Source organism: Desulfonatronum thiodismutans (assembly GCF_000717475.1).
In the GTDB taxonomy this organism is placed as follows: domain Bacteria; phylum Desulfobacterota; class Desulfovibrionia; order Desulfovibrionales; family Desulfonatronaceae; genus Desulfonatronum; species Desulfonatronum thiodismutans.
Genome location: NZ_JPIK01000018.1, coordinates 70,431 through 90,036, shown reverse-complemented (window position 1 = coordinate 90,036; position 19,606 = coordinate 70,431). Strand labels below are relative to the sequence as shown.

Genomic DNA, 19,606 nt, shown 5'->3' with positions numbered 1-19,606 from the left:
GGACAATGTCGGACACCATCCCGAGAAGCGCTCTGCTCCTGTTGGGCGGCATCTGGGTGATCGCGGCGCTTCTGCTTCTTCCCCGCACCGTCGTTACTCCGGCCCACGCCGCCCTGTCCGATTATCAGCGAATAACCTCACTGCCCAAACCAACACCCGCCGACATTCTTTCCGGAACGCAAGACCTGCCCGTGCTGGTGAACACCGGCATCGAATCTTGTCCGCCCTGTCAGCGCATGGCCTCCTCGCTGCTGGAACTGCACCGCGACTACGGCCATGTTTTTCTGACCTTCTACTATGACACCCAGAAAGAACCGGAAGCCCTGACGGCGTTTCAATCCCTGACCGTGCCGACCCAGATTTTCTACGCCTCGGACGGGACCGAACTGCACCGCAACGAGGGTTTTCTCTCCAAGCATCATATTTTGGAGCAGTGGCGAGAGCTGGGAGTGGTCGTCCAGCCCGTCGGGAAAGCTGCTTCGATCCGGGAGCGACTCTCTTTCGAGAACATGCTGTCCTCGTTGACTTTGGCGGTCCGGGGGGCCGCGCCCACGGCCATGCTGGCCGCGTTCTTCTGGGGCGTGTTGAGCATAGTGCTCAGCCCCTGCCATCTCGCGGGCATCCCTCTGATCGTCGGGTATATCAACGGCCGAAAGGTCGAGACTTCCGGCCGGGCCATGTCCTTGTCCCTGCTTTTCGGCCTGGGCATTCTGGGCAGCATCGTGATTGTCGGGATCGTCACGGCCGCGGCGGGTCGGTTGCTGGGCGACCTGGGCCCGTTGCCCTACTATATTTTGAGCGGGGTGTTCATCCTTTTCGGACTGAACCTGACCGGACTGGTGCCCATGGGGTGTCTGGTGCCGAACAAATTGCTCCCCGACATGCCACGAAAAAGAGGCGCCCTGGCCCTGGGGCTGATCCTGGGCATCGGCCTGGGCCCGTGCACCTTTGTGTACATGGCTCCCATCCTGGGCTTGACCCTGGCCATGGCCGCCACGGACCTGTTCTACGGCCTGCTGCTGTTCCTGCTCTTTGCCGTCGGACACTGCCTGTTCCTGATACTGGCCGGCATGTCGCCGCGGTTCATCCAATTTTTCCTGCGCTGGAACGAGCGTTCCCTGAGCGCTTCCGTGCTGAAGAAAGTTTGCGGGGCACTGCTGATTCTGGGCGGAGCCTACTTGGCGTTTACGGCCTGATCTCTCAGGCTTCGTGCAATGACGAACCGGAGAAGAATATGGACCAGACTGCCTTTGTGCTCCATGACGATGCGGAAGAAGTCCGGCAGGTGGAACGCCTGCTGACCCAGTTCAGGCTGACGACGCGCCGCTGCAACAAAGTCGGCGAACTGGAGCGGCACCTGGCTTCATGCCGGGAGTGTCTCGTCCTGCTCAATCTGGAGACCGAGGGCGTGGACAACGCGCTGCTGGGCCGGATGGGCAGGGTCTGTCCCGATATCCATATCATCGGCATATCCAGACGCTCGTATCATCCGGAGTTGGAGCAGGCCCTGCGCACCAATCTCCGAGCCGTTGTAACCCGGCCCCTTGATGAAGACGAACTGAACTTGTGTTTGCGAGGAGTCATGAACGTATGAACGAAATATTGAAAGAACAACGAATCACATCCAGTCGGCGATTAAATATTCCGGGTTTCGCATGCGGGATCATTCTCCTGACGGTCATGCTGGTTTTTCATGCAAAACCGGGCATATGCCAGAACAGCGACGTGCTTCGGATTACCGGAGCAACCACTGTCCAGCCCCTGGTGGAGCAACTGGCCGCGGAGTTCCAAGAGCGAACCGGACGGACGGTCAGGGTCCAGGGAGGCGGCAGCCTGACCGGGGTCGTGGATGCCGTGGAAGGGACGTCCCAGGTCGGCATGGTTTCGCGGGCCTTGTCGGAAGAAGAAAAGGAACGACTGGAATACGTGACACTCGGCATGGACGTTCTGGTGATCATCGTCAACAGCCGCAATCCGCTGCGCGAGGTGGACAAGGAAACCGTAATCGGCCTGTTCGCAGGTCGGATCAACAACTGGAGCGAGCTGACGGGATGGGACCGGGAAGTGGTCCTGGTGAACAAGGAAATGGGCCGCAGCACGTTGGAACTCTTCGAAGACTACAGCGGCGTCCATCACCAGGACAATCCCACGGACGGACCCAACGGACGGGTCGCGTCGCAAGCCTACGAAATCGCCTCCAACCTGGACGGAGCCACCCTGGTGGGAGGGATTCCCGGAGCCGTGGGCTACATGTCCCTGGGCACCTCGCTCTATCTGCTGGACAAGGGCATGCCCATCAAGATTCTCGTGCTCGACGGCCACGACCCGGCCACGGAAAACGTCATCGCCAGCGGCTACCCCATCATTCGGGAATTGAATCTGGTCTATTTGAAAAGCAACGAGTCGGACGTCAGGCCGTTTCTGGACTTCTGCCTCGGCCCGCGCGGCCGGGAAGTGGTCCTGGAATTCAAATATCTTCTCGTTGATTAGGGAGAGCCGGAAATATGCGAAACGTTACCCGTACAGACAAAGTATATCGGAAAGCGAGCGGTGTTGGGCGTGGAATATTTGCATCCTTGTCGGCGCTCCTGCTCGCCATGACCCTGCTCGGGACCGGCTGCACCCAACAGGACAGCGCGGAGCAGGAGAAGCTGAACCAGGAACAGTTGGCCATGCTTCTGCAGTTCGAGCGCAAGGTCATCCAGGTCCAGCAGGCCGTTAAAAGCGGAATCCTGACCGACGACTCGGCCTACCTCGTCATGGCGGCCCAAACCTCCCTGGAGGTCTTCGACCTACTGGACAAGATTAAAGCATCCTTCCCCGACGCGGCTGCCCTTGAGAAATCCTACCAGGACTTCTACGCCAAGCTGCTGACCATCGTCACCCTGTTCTTCGAAAACCGCCTGGAACGCGGCCGGGCCACGCTCATGGAGCTGGAGGAAAGCCACGTCTTCATCTACGGCAAACTGCGGGCCATCATGAGCACGGCCACCGGCGACGGCTGCGTGCCGTGTTTTTCACAGTAGGCTTGGCGGGCTGCGCCTTGTGGTTCAGTCGAAGGCATCCGGCAGAGTCCGCACGTAGTCGCGGATTTCGTCGCGCACCCGGCGATAGTGGCCCAGGGCCTCTTCCTCGGATTGGGCGGTCTCGGCGAGTTTGGGCGGGTCGTCGAAGCCGACGTGGAGTCTTTTCGTCTTGGCGGGAAAAAAGGGGCAGGTTTCCTGGGCGTGTCCGCACAGGGTGATCACGTAGTCGAATTCCTGTTCCGGAAGCTCGTCCACGGTCTTGGAACGAAATTCGCTGATGTCCACCCCGGCCTCGGCCATGACCCGCACGGCTTGCGGATTGAGCCCGTGCTTCTCGATGCCCGCGGAAAAGGCTTCAACCACATCCCCCTTCAAGTGCTTGGTCCAGCCTTCGGCCATCTGGCTGCGACAGGAATTGCCGGTGCAGAGAAAGAGAATCTTGACCTTAGACATGATTTCCTCCGTTGATTTGTGGTTCGGCTATCCCCAGAAATGTCCGTAGATCATTCCGCTGATGGTGGCCATGACCACCACCAGGCAGACGAAGACCACGGTCTTCTGGGTGCCCATGATGCTCCGGATGACCAGCATGTTCGGCAGGCTAAGGGCCGGACCAGCCAGCAGCAGGGCCAGGGCCGGGCCCTTGCCCATGCCGCTGCCCAGCAGCCCTTCCAAAATAGGCACCTCGGTCAGGGTGGCAAAGTACATGAACGCGCCGACGAACGAGGCGAAAAAGTTCGCGGCCAGAGAGTTCCCGCCCACGGACGCGCTGACCCATTCCGAGGGTATCAGCCCTTCGCTACCGGGACGCCCCAAAAGCAGCCCCGCCACGAGAACGCCGAACAGCAGCAGCGGCAGAATCTGCTTGGCGAAGATCCAGGATGACGAAAACCATTGCCCCAGTTCGTCCTCACGGGTGCTGATTACCGCGGACAGGCCGATGAATCCGGCCACGAAGGCGATAGTCGGCTCCTGGGGGAATACCAGGCCCAGGGCCGCGGTGGGCAAGGCAATCAGGGCCATGCGCGACCAGGGCAGGCCGAACCAGGCAGGCAGGATCACGGCCAAGGACAAGGCGAAGATCGCTGTCAGCATCCATTTGTGTTCCGCCACCATCCGCCAAACGCCATCAGCCGCTTCCGGAGCGCCCCAGTTGGCGAAGACAAGGATGCCGATCATAGCCAGGAAATAGAGGCAGGTCTGGCCCAGTCCGCGCGTGGGTTCGTCCTCGGGGAGATGCGCGGCCTGAGCGGCCTTGTCCGCCTCTTCCCGGCGATAGATCAGGTGCATGGTCAAGCCGATGACCACGGCGAAGCCGATGGCGCCCACGGCCCGGGCAATGCCCATTTCCGGGCCCAGCACCCTGGCCGTGAGCACGATGGCCAGGATATTGATGGCCGGGCCGGAATACAGAAAGGCCGTGGCCGGACCGATGCCCGCGCCCATCCGGTAGATGCCCGCGAACAGGGGCAGAATGGTGCAGGAGCAGACCGCCAGGATGGAGCCGGAGCAGGAGGCTACGCCGTAGGCGCAGGCCTTGTTGGCTTGCGGCCCCAGGTACTTGAGTACGGAATTCTGGCTGACGAAAATCCCGATGGCCCCGGCGATGAAAAAGGCCGGGATCAGACAGAGCAGCACGTGCTCCTGGGCATACCACCGGGCAAGTTGCAAAGCCTCGTGAATCGCGTTGTCGAACCGAGGCAGGCCCACCGGCAGATGGTACATGACCAGAAAGACCGTCACGATGACGGCCAGGGGTTTCCATTCTGATTTCCAGTTCATGACAATGCCTTTTGTTGTTCAAAAATGCGGACGTTGCGACCAAATGAAAAAAGGACTGGATTCCCGCCTGCGCGGGAATGACGTTCTATCCCGCCGTCGCCACGCTGACGCCCAACTGCCTCCAACGCATCAGAATGTCCTGCTTGGACATGAACCCCTCGTGGCGGAAGAGTTCCTTGCCCTCGGCATTGAAAAAAATCTGGGTGGGGATCATCCGGACGCTGAATTGCCGACCAGCAGCCGGGTTTTTCCAGACGTCGATGAAGTGCGTAGTGAAGACTTCGGCGTATTCGACTTTCAATTCCTGGAGAATTGGGGCCATCAGCTTGCAGGGGATGCAGTTGTCCGCACCCAGGTCCACCAGGCGTGGCAAGTCCGAGGGGTTGCCGGGAAGCAGACTCGGGTCCACGCCGTTGTCGGCGACATGGGCGGCACGCTCTCCGAGGCTCTGCAAATCAACGGCAGCCGTCTCATCAAGCTGCCCGCTTTGGTGCTGATGGATCAAGACGATGGTTCCGAGAACGGCGATCAGAACGACGACGATGCCGATAAGTGTCTTTGAGTTCATGGGGCTTTCCTGGGAAGGAGGTGGTTAATTGGTTGAGATGCCATGTTGAACGCGGGAATGTACAATGGACTCGCTAGATATCCAGAAACGGCAAGGCGATGAAGTACAATCCCAGCAGCCCGATCAGCGTGCCGGCCCCGCGCTTGAACCACAAACCTCCCCTGGCCATTGACCGGCTTTCCAGGATGCGGCGGACCAGGGCCGTGGAGCTGCCGGCAATGACGATGGGGATGCAGTGGCCGAGGCCGAAGAGGATGATCAGCATCAGGCCGTTGGCCATTTGGTCCTGAATGGTGATGATGGCCAGGATCGGGGCGATGAAGCCGAAGGTGCAGGAGCCGGAGAGCACCCCGTAGGCCAGGCCCAGGATCAACGCTCCAGACTTACCGGAGACTTTGAGCTTGCTCATCAGGCCTGTGGACATGGAGCATCCGGACACGCCGATCATGTCCAGGGCCACCCAGATCAGAATCAGCCCCACCAGGATGGTCCACCAGGGGCCGATGTCCCCGAGCATCCGGCCCAGCAGGGCGCAGATGATCCCCACCAGGGCGATGGTCACGAACAGGCCGAAGGAAAACAGACCGGCGTAGACCGCGGCGGCCCGGCCCTCGATGAGCTTGTTCTGTCCGGCCACGTAGCCGACGATGAGCGGAATGGAGGCCAGGTGACAGGGGCTGAAGAACACGCTGACCATGCCCCACAGAAAGCTTCCGGCCATGGCCAGCCCCGTACCGCTGGTGATCCACATGTTCAGGGTGATGAAAAATTGGTCCATGGATATCCTATTCGACGCCGAGCTTGGCCATTTCGGCCTCAATGGACTTTTTGTCCATGAACCCGATATGCCGTTTGGCCTCGTTGCCGTCTTGATCGTAAAAAATCAGCGTGGGAATGACCTGGATGGCGTAGTGGTCGATGAGTTCAAAATGCCGATGCAGGTCGATGAACACGATGGCCGCCCGGCCCTCGTAATCCCGCTGAAGTTCCTCCCGGATGGGTACCATCATCCGACAGGGAACGCAGTTGCGAGCGCCGAAGCTGGCCACGGTGACCATGCCGGGCACGGGAGCTTCGGGAGGCTCCTCGGCCCATGCAGCAAAGGCAATGCCGACCAGCAGCAGCGCAAGACCGCACCGCAAGGCCCAGGCGCCGGAACCAGCGGCTTTCACCAAAGGCTGAAAGCGAGCAGGCTGAGATGGAAAGCGCATATTATCCGTTGATCCAGCCCAGCACGTCCTTCTTGCCCGGCACCTTGCCCACGGCCTTGACCTGGTCATCCACGATCACGGCCGGGGTGCTGAAGACTCCGTACTTCATGAATTCCTGCATATCAGTGACCTTCTCCACCTCGACGGCCTTGCCGGACTCGGCCACGGCTTCCTTTACGATCCGTTCCACTTCCGAACACTTGGCGCAACCAGGCCCCAACACTTTGATTTTCATTGAAAACCCCTCGTCTGACTCATTAATCTCGATACACAGCTATCCAAAAAATTCCAATTTCCGCCTCTGACTCCTGAATTCTGAATTCTAACTCCTCACTCCCTCGCATAAAGCACAGGCATGCTCCTCGATCCTCCGAGCGTTGAAACGGTCCACGCAGGTCAAAAAGCCTTTCACGCACTCCATGCGAAGCGTGTAATACACATTGGTTCCGCGCTTCTCGCAGCCCACGACCCCCGCTTCCCTGAGCACGGATAAATGCTTGGACACGGTGGAAATATCAGCGCCCACCAACTCCCGGAGTTCACAAACGCACCGCTCCCCTTCCAGCAAGGCATCCACCAGCAGAATCCGGCTGGGATGACCCAGGGCCTTGAAAATTTTGGATCGAAATTCGTGTTTGTTCCGCACTCACAGCCTCCGTGTGCAAATTTGGCAAAATAGGCAAATTTGCGCTCCGCGTCAATCAACTCCGGATCACACTTCTGAAAAGGTGAGAGGGACATTATAGCTCTCGCCCGGCCAGCTTGCCGGGCGAGATTCTGGGGTTATCGATGTGGGCTATTTTACATCCACCGGCTTGCAGGTCACATGGCAGACGCCGGTTGGGGTCTGCATTGCATAGGGAAAGTACTTGCGCTTGAAATACAGGGCCACGTGGACCAGGCCAATGAGCACGGGCACTTCCACCAGGGGCCCGATCACCGCGGCAAAGGCTACTCCGGAGTGGATGCCGAACACGGCGATGGCCACGGCAATGGCCAGTTCGAAATTGTTGGAGGCCGCGGTGAAGCTCAACGACGTGGACTGTTCATAGGTGGCCTTGAACTTCATGGACAGAAAAAAGGAGATCACGAACATGGTCACGAAGTAGATCAGCAACGGAATAGCCACGCGAACCACGTCCATGGGCAGTTCGACAATGTACTCGCCCTTGAGGGAGAACATCACCACGATGGTGAAGAGCAAGGCGATGAGCGTGAAGGGGCTGATGAAGGGAATGAATTTTTCCTGGTACCACTGCTCACCTTTGGCTTTGACCCCGTAGAGCCGGGAAAAGATGCCCCCGGCAAAAGGAACGCCCAGATAAATCAGGACGCTGACCGCGATTTCCTTCATGGTGATGTCCACCAGGGTGCCCTCAATGCCCAGCCAGCTTGGAAACACGGTCAGGAAGAGATAGGCGTAGACCGAGAAGAGCAGGATTTGAAAGACCGAATTGAAGGCCACTAGGCCAGCGCAGTACTCCCTGTCGCCCTTGGCCAGGTCGTTCCAGACGATGACCATGGCGATGCACCGGGCCAGCCCAATCAGGATCAGACCGACCATGTACTCGTGATGATCGGAAAGAAAGGCCACGGCCAGCAAAAACATCAAAATCGGCCCGATGATCCAGTTCTGGACCAGGGACAAAACAAGCACACGGGTATGGCGGAAAACCAGATGCATTTTGTCGTACTGGACCTTGGCCAGGGGCGGGTACATCATCACGATCAGGCCGATGGCAATGGGGATGTTCGTATTTCCGATCTGGAAAAGATTGAGGATGTCCGGGATGGCCGGGAAGAGATACCCGGCCCCCACGCCAACGAGCATGGCCAGGAAGATCCAGAGGGTCAGGTAGCGGTCCAGAACGGACATTTGTTTGGCAACGGATTCAGTCATTGCGCTCTCCTTGAAACACGTTGGAAGATTACGCGGAGCATTCCGCATTTTCCCGTTGACGTCGGCAGACTTCGTCAGGTTCACAGGCCAGGATGGCCTCAAGGCTGTTCCTGTCCGCTTGAATGGTCGCCGATGCAGCCAAGGAATCCTGCAACCATTTTCGCAGTAGATCAGGAAATTGATCGGCCAAGCGATAATAGACCCACCGTCCCTGCTTGCGATTCTGAACCAGACGGGCGGCCTGCAGGATGCTCATGTGCCTGGAAACCGTGGCCCCGGCTATGCCGAGCATCTCGATCAACTGGCATACGCAGAGTTCGTCCCGCTCCATGAGCGCGGCGACAATCCGCATCCTGTTGCCATCGGCCAGCCCTTTGGCCATGGTCAGGGGTGTCTCCATTCTTTTCTCCAGAAATGCAAATCTAGCTAAACGACGAAATATAAGTTACAAAACATTTTTTTGATGTCAAGCCTACCACGCCCCCATGCAGATCCTGAAGGAAACTTACGCAAAAGGACATGCGCGATGCCCCTAGACGCACCGAAAAAAGACACCCCGGAAACCCTGATCCAAAACGTGGTCACGGCCTGCGGCTCCTGCGAGGATTGCCGGCATTTCATCGAGGAAGCCTGCCTGTTCCTGCCGGAGCTGTTCCGCCTGCACGACCGCAAGCGCGAGCACGGCGAGAGCGCGACACAAGATGAACTGAAGCGACTGTCCGACCTGTGCAATCTTTGCGGGCTTTGTCCCTGCGCCAATATCCGGCGTGAAATCATGACCGCAAAGGCGGCTTACGCTGAAAGAGACGGGTTGCCCTTCAGCGTGCGGGCGCTGCAGGATGTGGGGCGGATCGGCAAACTGTGCGGAGCGTTTCCGCGCTTGAGCAATATGATGGTCGGCAATCCCTTCTCTTCGTCCCTGATCAAGCAAACCCTGGGCATCCACCCGGATCGAACCATGCCGGCGGTGCCCCGGGATAACTTCGACCATTGGGTTCGGAAGCGTTCAGCCAGGGTGGGCCGGAACACGGATCATCAAGCGCGCAAGGCGGTCTATTTCCCGGGCTGCACGGCCCGCTTTCTGTTTCCCGAGGTGGCGCGGGCAGCGGTGGAGGTCCTGGAGGCCTTTGGGGTGCACGTGGTCTCGTCGGTGCATGACCCGGAAGGCGAATGCTGCGGCATGCCGCCCCTGCTGGAAGGAGACCGGGACATGGCCCTGAAGCTGGTCTCGCGCAATCTGCAATGGATGGCGGAGCATGTGGCCGAGGGTTTCGACGTGGTCTGCTCCTGCCCGACCTGCGGGTATTTTTTCAAGCATCTCCTGCGGGACGGGGCGTATTATTCCGAAGCGTATCAGCAGCAGGCCGGCGCGGACCCGACGACCCTGCGCATTCCCGTAGGCATGGGTGTCAACGGGCCGAGAGAAGGGGACATGGTGGTGCTGCATCGGGCCACTTATGGCCCGATCCTGAAGGACAAAGGCCAGTTTTCCAGCCTTGATCCGCTCCAGCGCATCGCCGTGGGCGAACACGCCTTTGATCTCGGCGAGTATCTGGCCGCACTGGCAGTGGAGGGCCGAACCCCGGAAATGGCGCACCCCGTTTCCGGGCGGGCGGTCTACTATCCGCCCTGCCACCTCCGGGAACAAAAAATCGGATATCCGTTTCTGGAATTGCTGAAAAACATCCCCGAGCTGTCCGTTGTCCCGCTCACCGGAACCTTGAACTGCTGCGGCATGGCCGGGATCATGGGCTACAAGAAGCAGTTTCACCACTCCAGCCTGGAGCTGGGTACGCCGCTGATGGACAAGATCCGTGCGCTTCAGCCGGAAACCATCATCACCGAATGCCTGAGCTGCCGCCTGCAGTTCCAGCATATGGACGACATCCCGGTCCGGCATCCGGTGGAAGCGCTGCGGATCGCGATACTTGACCGACATTGATTTACTGTTCCAATACATTGGAATATCGTTTTTTAACGAAGGAGACGCCATGACGCAAGAAAAGAGTAAAGGACTATTTTCGCGACTGTTTGGGGTGGGAAGTTCCCGTTGTTGTCAAATGGAGTTTGAGGAAGTGAATGAGAATGCATCGGCCAATCAAGGTCATGACCAAGGCAATGATACCGAGACGCAACGGCGGGATCACGACCAAACAACAGACCTCCAACACTCACAATCTGATGCTGAGGAAAACGAGGAAGTCTCCGCACCGACCTGAAGCTGGTCTCCGCCTTCTCAGTCTGAGGAGAAAACGGTCTGGAAGCCCATGCAACCTCTGGAAATGGCCCCGTGTTGCGGCGACGTTGCAACACCAGCTGGGAACGAACAGGCAAGTCCCGATGCTCCTGGTGAGGGCAACGAAAATCCACGACCATAGCACAACAGCGACAATTCCATTTCAATCGTCTTACCAAGGTGGCTAACCACGGAGTACACGGGAATCACTGAGAAAAAGGTGCTGTTTTTTACGGAACATGTTCCCCGTGATCCCCGTGCTTACATCTTCAGTGGTGTCGGATGTTGCCCAAAAATGTCGTTGGAGTGATAGGTACTTTCCAAAACAATCTTCGCGGGATGGTTGAGTCTGAACCGCATCCACGTACATTTACAAATGGAGTCCGGGCAATCAGCCAGGACAAATTCCGAATGATTCTAGGTGGTCACTTGCATCGCCCGGAGGCAATATGTCCGTCAGCTCCAAAGCCATGTCTCCACGCAAATACTCGGCTAGGCCGAGCATGCCGTCGGACAGGTATTTCACGTTGAACCCCTTTGTCTTCAGGTAGGTCATGGCGATGATCGCCCGGTCTTTGAGCGGACAGGCCGTGACCACCAGCTTGTCGGGGTCGAGCCTGTGCAATTGCCGAGGCAGATCGGGCAGCGGAATATGCAGGCCAAACCCCATTCTCCAGGTCGCATGTTCCTCGGCGAAGCGGATGTCCACGAACTGGACCTTGTCCTGCTGGAGCAGACCGACCAGCTCCCGGCTGGTAATCTTCATGTCCCAGCGGGCGGCATAGTCGTACTGGAACAGGTATTCCTCCAGGGTCGGTTCGTCGGCATGGAGGAGTGGTGTAAGGAGCAGGGTCAAAAGCAGCAGAAAATAAAGCGGTTTGGTCATGATGAAATGCCTTGGTATATTTAAACTGTTCAGCACTCTCAGCTTTCCTCGCCTCATCCAGGTTGAGAAATGTCGGAGGCTTGCTCTGAAAGAGGAAACTCAGAGCTTCGGTAGCCGACACTCCCCCTTTTTATTGCTTTGAGTTCCGGCCGGTTTCGGTTCCGAAACCGATCCGAGAGCGCGTGAGAATCGAGGGCGAACTTGCCCAGGGGTATCCGTTTTTTATCCGGCTTTGTGGAATTGTTGCAAGAACATTTAACAAATCAAGTGACCGTTTTTTTTCGGAATTGCACCTTTGCCGAATGAATTCTCCCGTCCAAAGAGATTGTCTACGTCTGGAGCCGTATTGTCGACATGTTCTCGTTTCGTCTGTTATCTCTCCATTTACGGAGCGAAAAACAAGCTGCTTGATCTTGGAGCACCGATGAAGGCTCATGGTTGGTTGAAAAATATGATCTTGATCTCAAGCACGGGAGTCTGGCATGATCACGGAAAAACAGGATTGTCCGGATAATATCGGAAAATGCGGTCTGCTGGTGGGTGGTTCCGGCTTGATCGGTGGGGGGATTCTTCACTACTTCAAGACCCATGTGGGCGGCGGTTTTGAACTTCTGGGCCCCAACAGCAAACAATTGAGTTTGCGCGCCCCTGAGGACATCCGCCACCATATCCGCCGACACAGACCTGAATTCATCATCAATTGCGCCATTGCCGCGCTCGACTCCAACCCTCTGCTTGCATACCAGATCAATTACCTGGGCGCACTGCACCTGGCCCGAGCGGCCCTGGAGCAGGGCATTCCCTATATTCATTTCAGTTCCGCCGCCGTCTTGCCCCCCGGTGAGAACCTCACCGAACAGGATCGCCTGGAACTGACCGCGGAGCTGCCCAACTACCCCAAGTCAAAATTGTTGGCGGAATTGGCCTTGGCGGAGATGCATCGGAAACACGGGCTGGACTATACATCTATCCGCCTGGGTGTGGTTTACGGGGCCCATGATCACAAGATTCAGGGATTTCACAGGATGATGTTCGCCATTGCCGACCAGATCATGCCCATGCTCTTTACCAACAGGCGAGCCGCCCATTCCTACACCAACGCCGCCAAGATTCCACCCTTTGTTCATCATATTCTCAACCACAGGGAGGAGTTCGGCGGAAAAACCTGGCATTTCGTGGATCCTGAAGCGGTTTTACTGAGCAAGCTGATCCTGACCATCAAGGCCTATCTCCAGGCGAAACGGCCATGGAAATTGTTTCTACCTTATCCCGTGGCCCATTTCGGTACAGGGATCATCCACTTTTTGATCCGCCTGATGGGCCGCATCGGGATCGATGCCAGGATGCCCGCGGAACTGCTCTTCATGGAGCAGTTCTACCAGACCCAGACCCTATCCTGCAGCCACCTCCAGGAATCCAGCTTCGTCGATCCCAAGCCCGAGGCCACGGTATTCACCGAGCTGCCTCATTTGCTGGAGTACTACCTGACCCGCTGGGAAGCCCTCAACCTGATCACCTCCTTCAACAAGGAGTTTTTCGATTGCGGACGCGAAAGTGAAGACTTCGTGCGAGATCCGGCCCGGTTGCTGGAGCGATTGGAGCGATAAGCCGCGGTACGAAACGGGTTCAATGGATGACATTCCGGTCGGACGTCCGGTGGCAAATGCCGCGGAATTCGCTCTTCGACGCCGACCTTGGTTCACCGGCTACGTGAAGGCTACGCTGCTTCCGGGACGGTAATCCCCAGCCGCTTCATCTTGGCGTAGAGCGTACTGCGACCGATGGCCAGGCGTTGGGCGGCAAGTTTTTTGTTCCAGGAGCAGGATTCCAGCGTTTGCAGGATGACCGTCCGTTCCTGTTCCTCCAGCGTGGGCGCGGCGCTTGGGGACGGCTCCGAGGCGGCCTTGAGCCGGGTCGGCAGTTCCTCCGGGGTGATGACCCTGGACTTGGCCAGCACCGTGGCCTGCTCGACCACGTTTTCCAGTTCCCGGACATTGCCCGGCCAATGATAGTCCAGCAACAGACGCATGGCCTTGGGACTGATCTCGGTGATGTCTTTTTGCTGCTCCGCGCTGAAACGGCGCAGGAAATGAGCGGCCAGCAGGGCCGCGTCGTTGCCGCGCTCCCGCAGGGGCGGGAGTTGAATGGGAATCACGTCCAGACGGTAGTAGAGATCCTCCCGAAACCGCCCGGCCTTGACCTCCTCCAGCAGATCCTTGTTCGTGGCCGCGACAATGCGCACGTCCACGGTCACGGTCCGGTCCCCGCCGACCCGCTCGAAGCGTTGCGTCTGGAGCACGCGCAGCAGCTTGACCTGGGCCGAGGCGCTGATTTCCCCGATCTCGTCCAGAAACACGGTCCCGCCGTCGGCCTGCTCAAACCTTCCCGGGCGCTGCTTCAGAGCCCCGGTGAACGCGCCCCGCTCATGGCCGAACAGCTCGCTTTCCAGCAGAGTGGCCGGATAGGCCGAACAGTTGATGACCACGAAAGGCTTGTCCCGGCGCGGACTGAGGTCGTGGATCGCCCTGGCCACCAACTCCTTCCCCGTGCCGGACTCTCCCTGAATCAACACCGTGGCGTCCGTGGCCGCCACGTCCTCGATCAGCCGAAAAATCGTGGTCAGCTTGGGGTCACGGCCGATGATGCCCATGAATCCGGCCCGTAAGTCCTGCCGAACCTGGAATTTCTCCGCCTCCACTTCCTGTTGCACGGCACGGCGCAAGGTTCCCGCGGCCTGGGACAGGACAAGGCTGACCAATTCCAAATCCCGGGGCTGGCAGGCGCATTTCTTGACGCAGCCCACGATCATGGCCCCGCACAGGCTGTCCTCGTGATACAGGGGCAGAATGGACTGGCCCGGAAGCCTCGCCTGGGCATCGGAAATCATCGGTGGTCGGAACACCGGGGTCTCGGGCTGATGGATCGGTTCCATGCCCTGAAGCAGGGCCACGGCCGCGGCCGCGGCTTCCGGGTCCGTCACCTTACGCGCTTCCTCCGAGGTGAGCATGAAAAACATCTCCCTGTCCGGGCTGAAGGCCAGTACGTTGGCCTCCTTACAGTGGAGAATTTCTTGCGTCCGCCGGATCAGATACCCCGCGACATCCGGCAAGGAGGCCAGGGCCGAGACGTTCCGGACGATCTCGCAGGAAGCCCGAAGCTGACTTTGAGCCTGCTCCAGCTTTGCCGCCTGATCCTCCAAACGCTGGGTATATTCGTCGATCCGGCTGGTCATGGTGTTAAAGGCCTCGGCCAGGACCGCGATTTCCTGCTGCCCTTCGACGGGCAACGGTGGCTGACTCCGGCCCGGCGCATACCCCTGGGCCGCCTGGACCAAAGCGAGCAGAGGCCGGGTCATCCGGTTCAGGAATAACATGCCTCCAGCCAGGGCCGGCACGAGAATCAGCAGGGCCAGGATGCCGATGGACGCCCAGAGATCACGCACCTCGCGGCGCAGATGCTCCTCGGAAACGCCCAAGCGTAAAATCCCGGCATGGCCGTCGAAAATGGGCAAAGCCATGTCCAGATGCCGCAGCCCGGTTTCGGAAACAATGCGTTGCAGGGCCGTTTCCTCGCCGGAAAGCTGCTCCGGGAGGTTAAAGGCCAGGAGGTCCTCGGGAACTTCCGAACCAAAGGTCGAGGCCAGAACCCGGCCTTCACGGACGACGAACAGGTAGGCCAGGGAAGGGTGGGCAATGCGATGGCGCTCCAGCATGTTGCGCAGGCTGACCAGGTCGTTGACCAGGACCAGATCGGCTGCTTCCGCGGCCAGGGCGCGGCCCACGTTTTCGGCCTGGGCGGCCAGGGTTTGCTCCAGGCTCTGAGCGTAGCGGTGCGAAGCCAGCAAGGCCACCAACAGCGTGCTCAGCGCCATGAGTCCGGTCACGGCGACCAGCAGCGTTCCCTTGAGGGAGCGGAGTTTCATGGATTGTCGGGCTCCCGCGCCATGCTCACCGTGTCATGCAGCTCCTGGATGGATGCATACCAGGCGTCATCGGCACGGACGAATCGTTCGATCAACAGTTCGTCCAAAATGACCGCGCCTTCGGGGTCCTGGTGCATGGTCAGGAGCAGCTCCCGGATGCGCCGAACCACATCTTCGGGCATGGACTTGGCCACCACCACGGGAGGAATGCCGAAGGGATCGGACCGCTTGATGATCCGGGTTTGGGACGTGTGGACGGGGTTTTTCAGGGCGTAGTAGTCCCAGATCAGATTGTCCACCGCGGCTCCGTCCACCAGCCTCTCGGCCACGGCCTGGATGGAATTGTCATGGCTGTAGGTATAGATTACGTCCCGAAAAAACGTCTCCGGCCGCTCGCCCATCAAGGCCAGCCAATACGTCGGGACCAATCGACCGGTATTGGAATGCGGATCCGTAAAGGCGAAGGTCTTGCCGCGCAGGTCTTCCAGGGACTGAAACGGGCTGTCCTGGTTGACGATCAGATAGGAGTAGTAATGGTGATCCCCCTGAACGATCGGGGTGGCCAGGAGATCGAACCCGTGCTCCTCCCGGCCCAGAGCGTACGGACCGGAGCAAATAAAGGCCAGATCCAGTTCCTGAAGCCCCAGAAGCTCGTTCACCTCGGCGTAGGTTTTGCGCTGGACGAACTCCAGCTCCATGTCCATCTTCGTGCTGATGTAGGCCAGGAGTTGGAGATATATTTCGTGGGTCTCCTTGGGCGAAATCATGGCCCCCACCGCCGTGCGCAGAATCTGGCGGCCCACGGGCTGATCCGGCGGGGAAGCAATGGTCACGGTCTTGGTGAAGTCCACGGCCCGGACATCCTCGCCGCGCTCGCAGCCGGGAGCCAGGATAAACGCCAAAAGCAGCAGGCTGCATCGCATCATAAGGCCAAGCCGTGGTTTGCTGATCATGGATTCCTCCCGGGCAACGCCCGTCCAACGAACATCAAGGTTTCGCCTTTCATGAGGCTGCCCAGGCAAGCAAACATGCCTGGAAAAGTCAACTCCCGCCCGCGGGAATCTCATGGGGCAATCGAGGCAAACGCGGTGGTTTACCTCCAAACGAACTCCGCGTAGATAAACGGTTTTCGCCAAGCATGACGGTACACTGCTCAGACGGCAACCGACAAGCCAGGGAGTTTCACCCCACGATGACCACCTCGCCCTCTGATCTCACTCCCCGTCGCCGCCCCACGCGGACCATCGCCCTGGGCGGCGTAACCCTGGGCGGTGCGCATCCGGTCCGGGTCCAGAGCATGACCAACACGGACACCCGGGACGCGGAAGCGACCTTGGCCCAGATCGACCGGCTGGCCGAGGCCGGGTGCGAGTTCGTCCGTCTGGCCGTGCCGGACGAGGCGGCCGCGGGGGTTTTACCGCGAATCCAGGCCGCCGCCCCGGTGCCGCTGATCGCGGACATCCACTTCGACCATCGTTTGGCCCTGAGGGCCTTGGAAGCCGGGCTGCAAGGGCTGCGCATCAATCCCGGGAATATCGGTTCCAAGGCCAATGTGGACCGGGTGGTGGATGCGGCCAAGGCTCACGAAGCGTGCATCCGGATCGGCGTGAACGGCGGCTCCCTGGAAAAGGAATTGTTACACCGCTACGGCGGGGCCACTCCCGAGGCCATGGTCGCCAGCGCCCTGGGCCACGCGGCTCTGTTGGAGCAGCGCGGCTTCGACAATTTCAAGATCTCCCTGAAATCTTCCTCAGTCCCTCGGACCGTGGCCGCTTATCGCCTTCTGGCCGAAAAGCTGGACTGCCCGCTGCACATCGGGATCACCGAAGCCGGGACACTGCTCCGGGGCGCGGTGAAATCCGGCGTGGGTTTGGGCATCCTGCTCTGGGAAGGACTGGGGGACACCCTGCGGGTCTCCCTGACCGCGGACCCGGTCCTGGAGGTCCGCGCGGCCTGGGAAATCCTGCGCAGCCTGGGCCTGCGCCGGCGCGGCCCGGAAATCATCTCCTGCCCCACCTGCGGCCGGACCGAAATCGACCTCCAGGACCTGGCCGAAGAGGTGGAGCGCCGCCTGGACGGCGTGACCGAGGTCTTCACCGTGGCCGTAATGGGCTGCGTGGTCAACGGCCCCGGCGAGGCCAGGGAAGCGGACATCGGCTTGGCCGGGGGCCGGGACTGCGGCCTGATCTTCCGCCGCGGCGAAATCCTGCGCAAGGTCCGCGGCCGGGACGAGTTGCTACCGGAATTTTTGCGCGAACTGGATGCGTTTTTGGCGGAGCGATCAACGACTCGAACCCTGAATCCTGAACCTTGAAAAGGAATTTTCATCATGCGCTGGAGCCAGTACTACCTGCCGACCCTGAAGGAACATCCGGCCGAAGCCGAGGTGGTCAGTCATCGTTTATTGATGCGCGCGGGCATGATCCGCAAGCTGACCTCCGGGATTTACACCTATCTGCCCCTGGGGCTGCGCTGCCTGGACAAGGTCGCCCGGATCGTGCGCGAGGAAATGAACCGGTCCGGGGCCTTGGAGGTGTTCATGCCCATGGTCCAGCCGGCGGACCTCTGGAAGGAGTCGGGGCGCTGGGTTGTGTACGGCAAGGAGTTGTTGCGCATTCAGGATCGGCACGGTCGGGACTACTGCCTGGGGCCGACCCATGAGGAGGTGATCACGGACCTGATTCGCGGGGAGATTCGCTCCTACCGGCAGTTGCCCGTGAATCTCTACCAGATCCAGACCAAGTACCGGGACGAGATCCGGCCCCGGTTCGGGCTGATGCGCGGGCGGGAGTTCATCATGAAGGACGCCTACTCCTTTGACCGGGACGACGCAGGCGCGGACAAGAGCTACCGGACCATGTACGAGGCCTACATGCGCATCTTTACGCGCTTCGGAATGACCTTCCGGGCCGTGGAAGCGGATTCCGGAGCCATCGGCGGCAGCTTTTCCCACGAATTCATGGTCCTGGCCAACACCGGCGAGGACACCATCGCCGTGTGTACGGCCTGCGAGTTTGCCGCGAACCTGGAAAAGGCCGAGGCCGTGGTTCAGGGCGAAGGCGATGACGGGGAATGCCCGCCCGCGGAAGCGGTTGCCACGCCGGGCAAACACACCGTGGAAGAGGTCGCGGAGTTTCTCGGAGTCGACCCCCAGGCCATTTTGAAGACCCTGCTCTACGAAGCCGACGGTCGCCCCGTGGCAGCCTTGGTGCGCGGGGACCGGGAGCTGAACGAAATCAAGCTGAAGAACGTTTTGAACGCCAACGAGCTGAACCTGGCCACGCCGGAGCAAGTCCAGGCCTGGACCGGTGCGCCGGTGGGCTTTGCCGGGCCGGTGGATCTGCATGTGGACGCCATCTGGGCGGACCGGGAAGTGGGCCTGCGCCGGGACTGGATCGTCGGGGCCAACAAGGCCGACGCCCATTTGCGGCATGTGGACCTGACCCGGGACGCCGTCATTGCCGGATACGTGGATCTGCGCCAGGTCACGGCCCAGGATCCCTGTCCGCGCTGCGGAGCGGCCCTGGAACTGCCCAAGGGCATCGAAGTGGGGCACGTGTTCAAGCTGGGCACCAAGTACAGCGAGGCCATGGGGGCGCGGTACCTGGACGAAAACGGCAAGGAACAACTGATCATCATGGGGTGCTACGGCATCGGCGTCAGCCGGATCATGGCCGCCTGCCTGGAGCAGAATCACGACGACAACGGCGCCCAGTTTCCGCCGCCCATCGCGCCCTTTCAAATCGAGCTGATCCTCCTGGGCGGCAAGAATCCGGAACTGGTGCAACAGGCCGTGGACCTGCACGACCGCCTGGAATCCATGGGCTTCGAAGTGCTCCTGGACGACCGGGATGAACGGCCCGGCGTGAAGTTCAAGGACGCCGACCTGATAGGCATCCCCGGCCAGCTCATCCTGGGCGAAAAAGGCGTGGCCCGAGGCGTCCTGGAAGCCAAAAACCGCAAGACCGGAGAACGCACGGAACTGGCTCTGGACGACCTGGAAAATCAGGTCCGGTCATGGTGGCGGGGGATTTTGAAGGATTGGGACCTGTCAGTGCACTGATCCGCCCTCCGA

General features: G+C 59.7%; 21 protein-coding genes. 9 read left to right on the top strand and 12 right to left on the bottom strand.

Going from position 1 to position 19,606, the window contains the following annotated elements; all coding sequences use genetic code 11:
- The first annotated feature begins 5 nt into the window (after positions 1 to 5).
- The 4 genes from GY33_RS19930 (at position 6) to GY33_RS0113485 (ending at position 3,026) form a co-directional block, all read left to right on the top strand.
- On the top strand, positions 6 to 1,196 hold the full coding sequence (locus GY33_RS19930; protein ID WP_051822638.1) for a cytochrome c biogenesis protein CcdA: 1,191 nt from the start codon (positions 6 to 8) through the stop codon (positions 1,194 to 1,196).
- Between the two features lie 38 nt (positions 1,197 to 1,234).
- Positions 1,235 to 1,594: a hypothetical protein gene (locus tag GY33_RS0113495; protein WP_031387839.1), complete on the top strand. Its 360-nt coding sequence runs from the start codon at positions 1,235 to 1,237 to the stop codon at positions 1,592 to 1,594.
- Positions 1,591 to 2,490, top strand: a complete 900-nt coding sequence (locus GY33_RS0113490) for a phosphate ABC transporter substrate-binding protein (protein ID WP_031387838.1) — start codon at positions 1,591 to 1,593, stop codon at positions 2,488 to 2,490. Before GY33_RS0113495 ends, GY33_RS0113490 begins: the two co-directional genes overlap by 4 nt.
- 86 nt (positions 2,491 to 2,576) lie before the next feature.
- Positions 2,577 to 3,026, top strand: coding sequence for a hypothetical protein (locus GY33_RS0113485; RefSeq protein ID WP_152555197.1), 450 nt, complete (start codon positions 2,577 to 2,579; stop codon positions 3,024 to 3,026).
- 24 nt (positions 3,027 to 3,050) lie between these two features.
- Here the strand turns inward: GY33_RS0113485 and GY33_RS0113480 are convergent, their stop codons facing one another.
- The 9 genes from GY33_RS0113480 to GY33_RS0113440 form a co-directional block, all read right to left on the bottom strand.
- The gene (locus GY33_RS0113480) at positions 3,051 to 3,479 is read right to left on the bottom strand and encodes an arsenate reductase ArsC (protein WP_031387836.1); all 429 of its coding nucleotides are present in this window, start codon (positions 3,477 to 3,479) and stop codon (positions 3,051 to 3,053) included.
- A gap of 27 nt (positions 3,480 to 3,506) precedes the next feature.
- Positions 3,507 to 4,808, bottom strand: a complete 1,302-nt coding sequence (locus GY33_RS0113475) for a permease (RefSeq protein ID WP_031387835.1) — start codon at positions 4,806 to 4,808, stop codon at positions 3,507 to 3,509.
- Positions 4,809 to 4,893: 85 nt separating this feature from the next.
- Positions 4,894 to 5,376 (bottom strand): thioredoxin family protein, encoded by a 483-nt coding sequence (locus GY33_RS19925; protein ID WP_051822637.1) that lies wholly within the window; start codon positions 5,374 to 5,376, stop codon positions 4,894 to 4,896.
- A 73-nt stretch (positions 5,377 to 5,449) separates the two neighbouring features.
- Positions 5,450 to 6,154: a cytochrome c biogenesis CcdA family protein gene (locus GY33_RS0113465; RefSeq protein ID WP_031387833.1), complete on the bottom strand. Its 705-nt coding sequence runs from the start codon at positions 6,152 to 6,154 to the stop codon at positions 5,450 to 5,452.
- Between the two features lie 7 nt (positions 6,155 to 6,161).
- A complete protein-coding gene (locus GY33_RS0113460; protein WP_084185173.1) occupies positions 6,162 to 6,587 on the bottom strand; it encodes a thioredoxin family protein in 426 nt (141 codons plus the stop codon).
- 1 nt (position 6,588) lies between these two features.
- Positions 6,589 to 6,822 carry a thioredoxin family protein gene (locus GY33_RS0113455; RefSeq protein WP_031387831.1) on the bottom strand — a complete coding sequence of 78 codons (234 nt, stop codon included), beginning with the start codon at positions 6,820 to 6,822 and terminating at the stop codon, positions 6,589 to 6,591.
- 87 nt (positions 6,823 to 6,909) lie between these two features.
- Positions 6,910 to 7,233, bottom strand: coding sequence for an ArsR/SmtB family transcription factor (locus GY33_RS0113450; RefSeq protein ID WP_031387830.1), 324 nt, complete (start codon positions 7,231 to 7,233; stop codon positions 6,910 to 6,912).
- Between the two features lie 150 nt (positions 7,234 to 7,383).
- Positions 7,384 to 8,487, bottom strand: coding sequence for an ACR3 family arsenite efflux transporter (arsB, locus tag GY33_RS0113445; protein WP_031387829.1), 1,104 nt, complete (start codon positions 8,485 to 8,487; stop codon positions 7,384 to 7,386).
- A 28-nt stretch (positions 8,488 to 8,515) separates the two neighbouring features.
- Positions 8,516 to 8,887 carry an ArsR/SmtB family transcription factor gene (locus GY33_RS0113440; RefSeq protein WP_031387828.1) on the bottom strand — a complete coding sequence of 124 codons (372 nt, stop codon included), beginning with the start codon at positions 8,885 to 8,887 and terminating at the stop codon, positions 8,516 to 8,518.
- A 126-nt stretch (positions 8,888 to 9,013) separates the two neighbouring features.
- Between GY33_RS0113440 and GY33_RS0113435 the strand changes: the two genes are divergently transcribed.
- On the top strand, positions 9,014 to 10,429 hold the full coding sequence (locus GY33_RS0113435; RefSeq protein ID WP_031387827.1) for a heterodisulfide reductase-related iron-sulfur binding cluster: 1,416 nt from the start codon (positions 9,014 to 9,016) through the stop codon (positions 10,427 to 10,429).
- Between the two features lie 49 nt (positions 10,430 to 10,478).
- Complete coding sequence (locus GY33_RS0113430) at positions 10,479 to 10,706, top strand: hypothetical protein (RefSeq protein ID WP_031387826.1); 228 nt, start codon at positions 10,479 to 10,481, stop codon at positions 10,704 to 10,706.
- Between the two features lie 408 nt (positions 10,707 to 11,114).
- Here GY33_RS0113430 and GY33_RS19290 read toward each other — a convergent pair whose 3' ends face one another.
- Complete coding sequence (locus GY33_RS19290; RefSeq protein ID WP_051822636.1) at positions 11,115 to 11,609, bottom strand: rhodanese-like domain-containing protein; 495 nt, start codon at positions 11,607 to 11,609, stop codon at positions 11,115 to 11,117.
- A 482-nt stretch (positions 11,610 to 12,091) separates the two neighbouring features.
- Here GY33_RS19290 and GY33_RS0113420 point away from each other — a divergent pair, with 482 nt between their 5' ends.
- Entirely contained in the window at positions 12,092 to 13,216 is a 1,125-nt protein-coding gene (locus tag GY33_RS0113420; RefSeq protein WP_051822635.1) for an NAD-dependent epimerase/dehydratase family protein, read from the top strand.
- A gap of 110 nt (positions 13,217 to 13,326) precedes the next feature.
- Here GY33_RS0113420 and GY33_RS19285 read toward each other — a convergent pair whose 3' ends face one another.
- Entirely contained in the window at positions 13,327 to 15,531 is a 2,205-nt protein-coding gene (locus GY33_RS19285) for a sigma-54-dependent Fis family transcriptional regulator (protein ID WP_051822634.1), read from the bottom strand.
- A complete protein-coding gene (locus GY33_RS0113410; RefSeq protein WP_051822633.1) occupies positions 15,528 to 16,484 on the bottom strand; it encodes a substrate-binding domain-containing protein in 957 nt (318 codons plus the stop codon). Before GY33_RS0113410 ends, GY33_RS19285 begins: the two co-directional genes overlap by 4 nt.
- A 239-nt stretch (positions 16,485 to 16,723) precedes the next feature.
- On the opposite strand from GY33_RS0113410, the gene ispG reads away from it, so the two are divergent.
- Both ispG and GY33_RS0113400 read left to right on the top strand, forming a co-directional pair.
- On the top strand, positions 16,724 to 17,845 hold the full coding sequence (gene ispG / locus GY33_RS0113405; RefSeq protein WP_031387821.1) for a flavodoxin-dependent (E)-4-hydroxy-3-methylbut-2-enyl-diphosphate synthase: 1,122 nt from the start codon (positions 16,724 to 16,726) through the stop codon (positions 17,843 to 17,845).
- A 15-nt stretch (positions 17,846 to 17,860) separates the two neighbouring features.
- On the top strand, positions 17,861 to 19,594 hold the full coding sequence (locus tag GY33_RS0113400; protein ID WP_031387820.1) for a proline--tRNA ligase: 1,734 nt from the start codon (positions 17,861 to 17,863) through the stop codon (positions 19,592 to 19,594).
- The last annotated feature ends 12 nt before the right edge of the window (positions 19,595 to 19,606 follow it).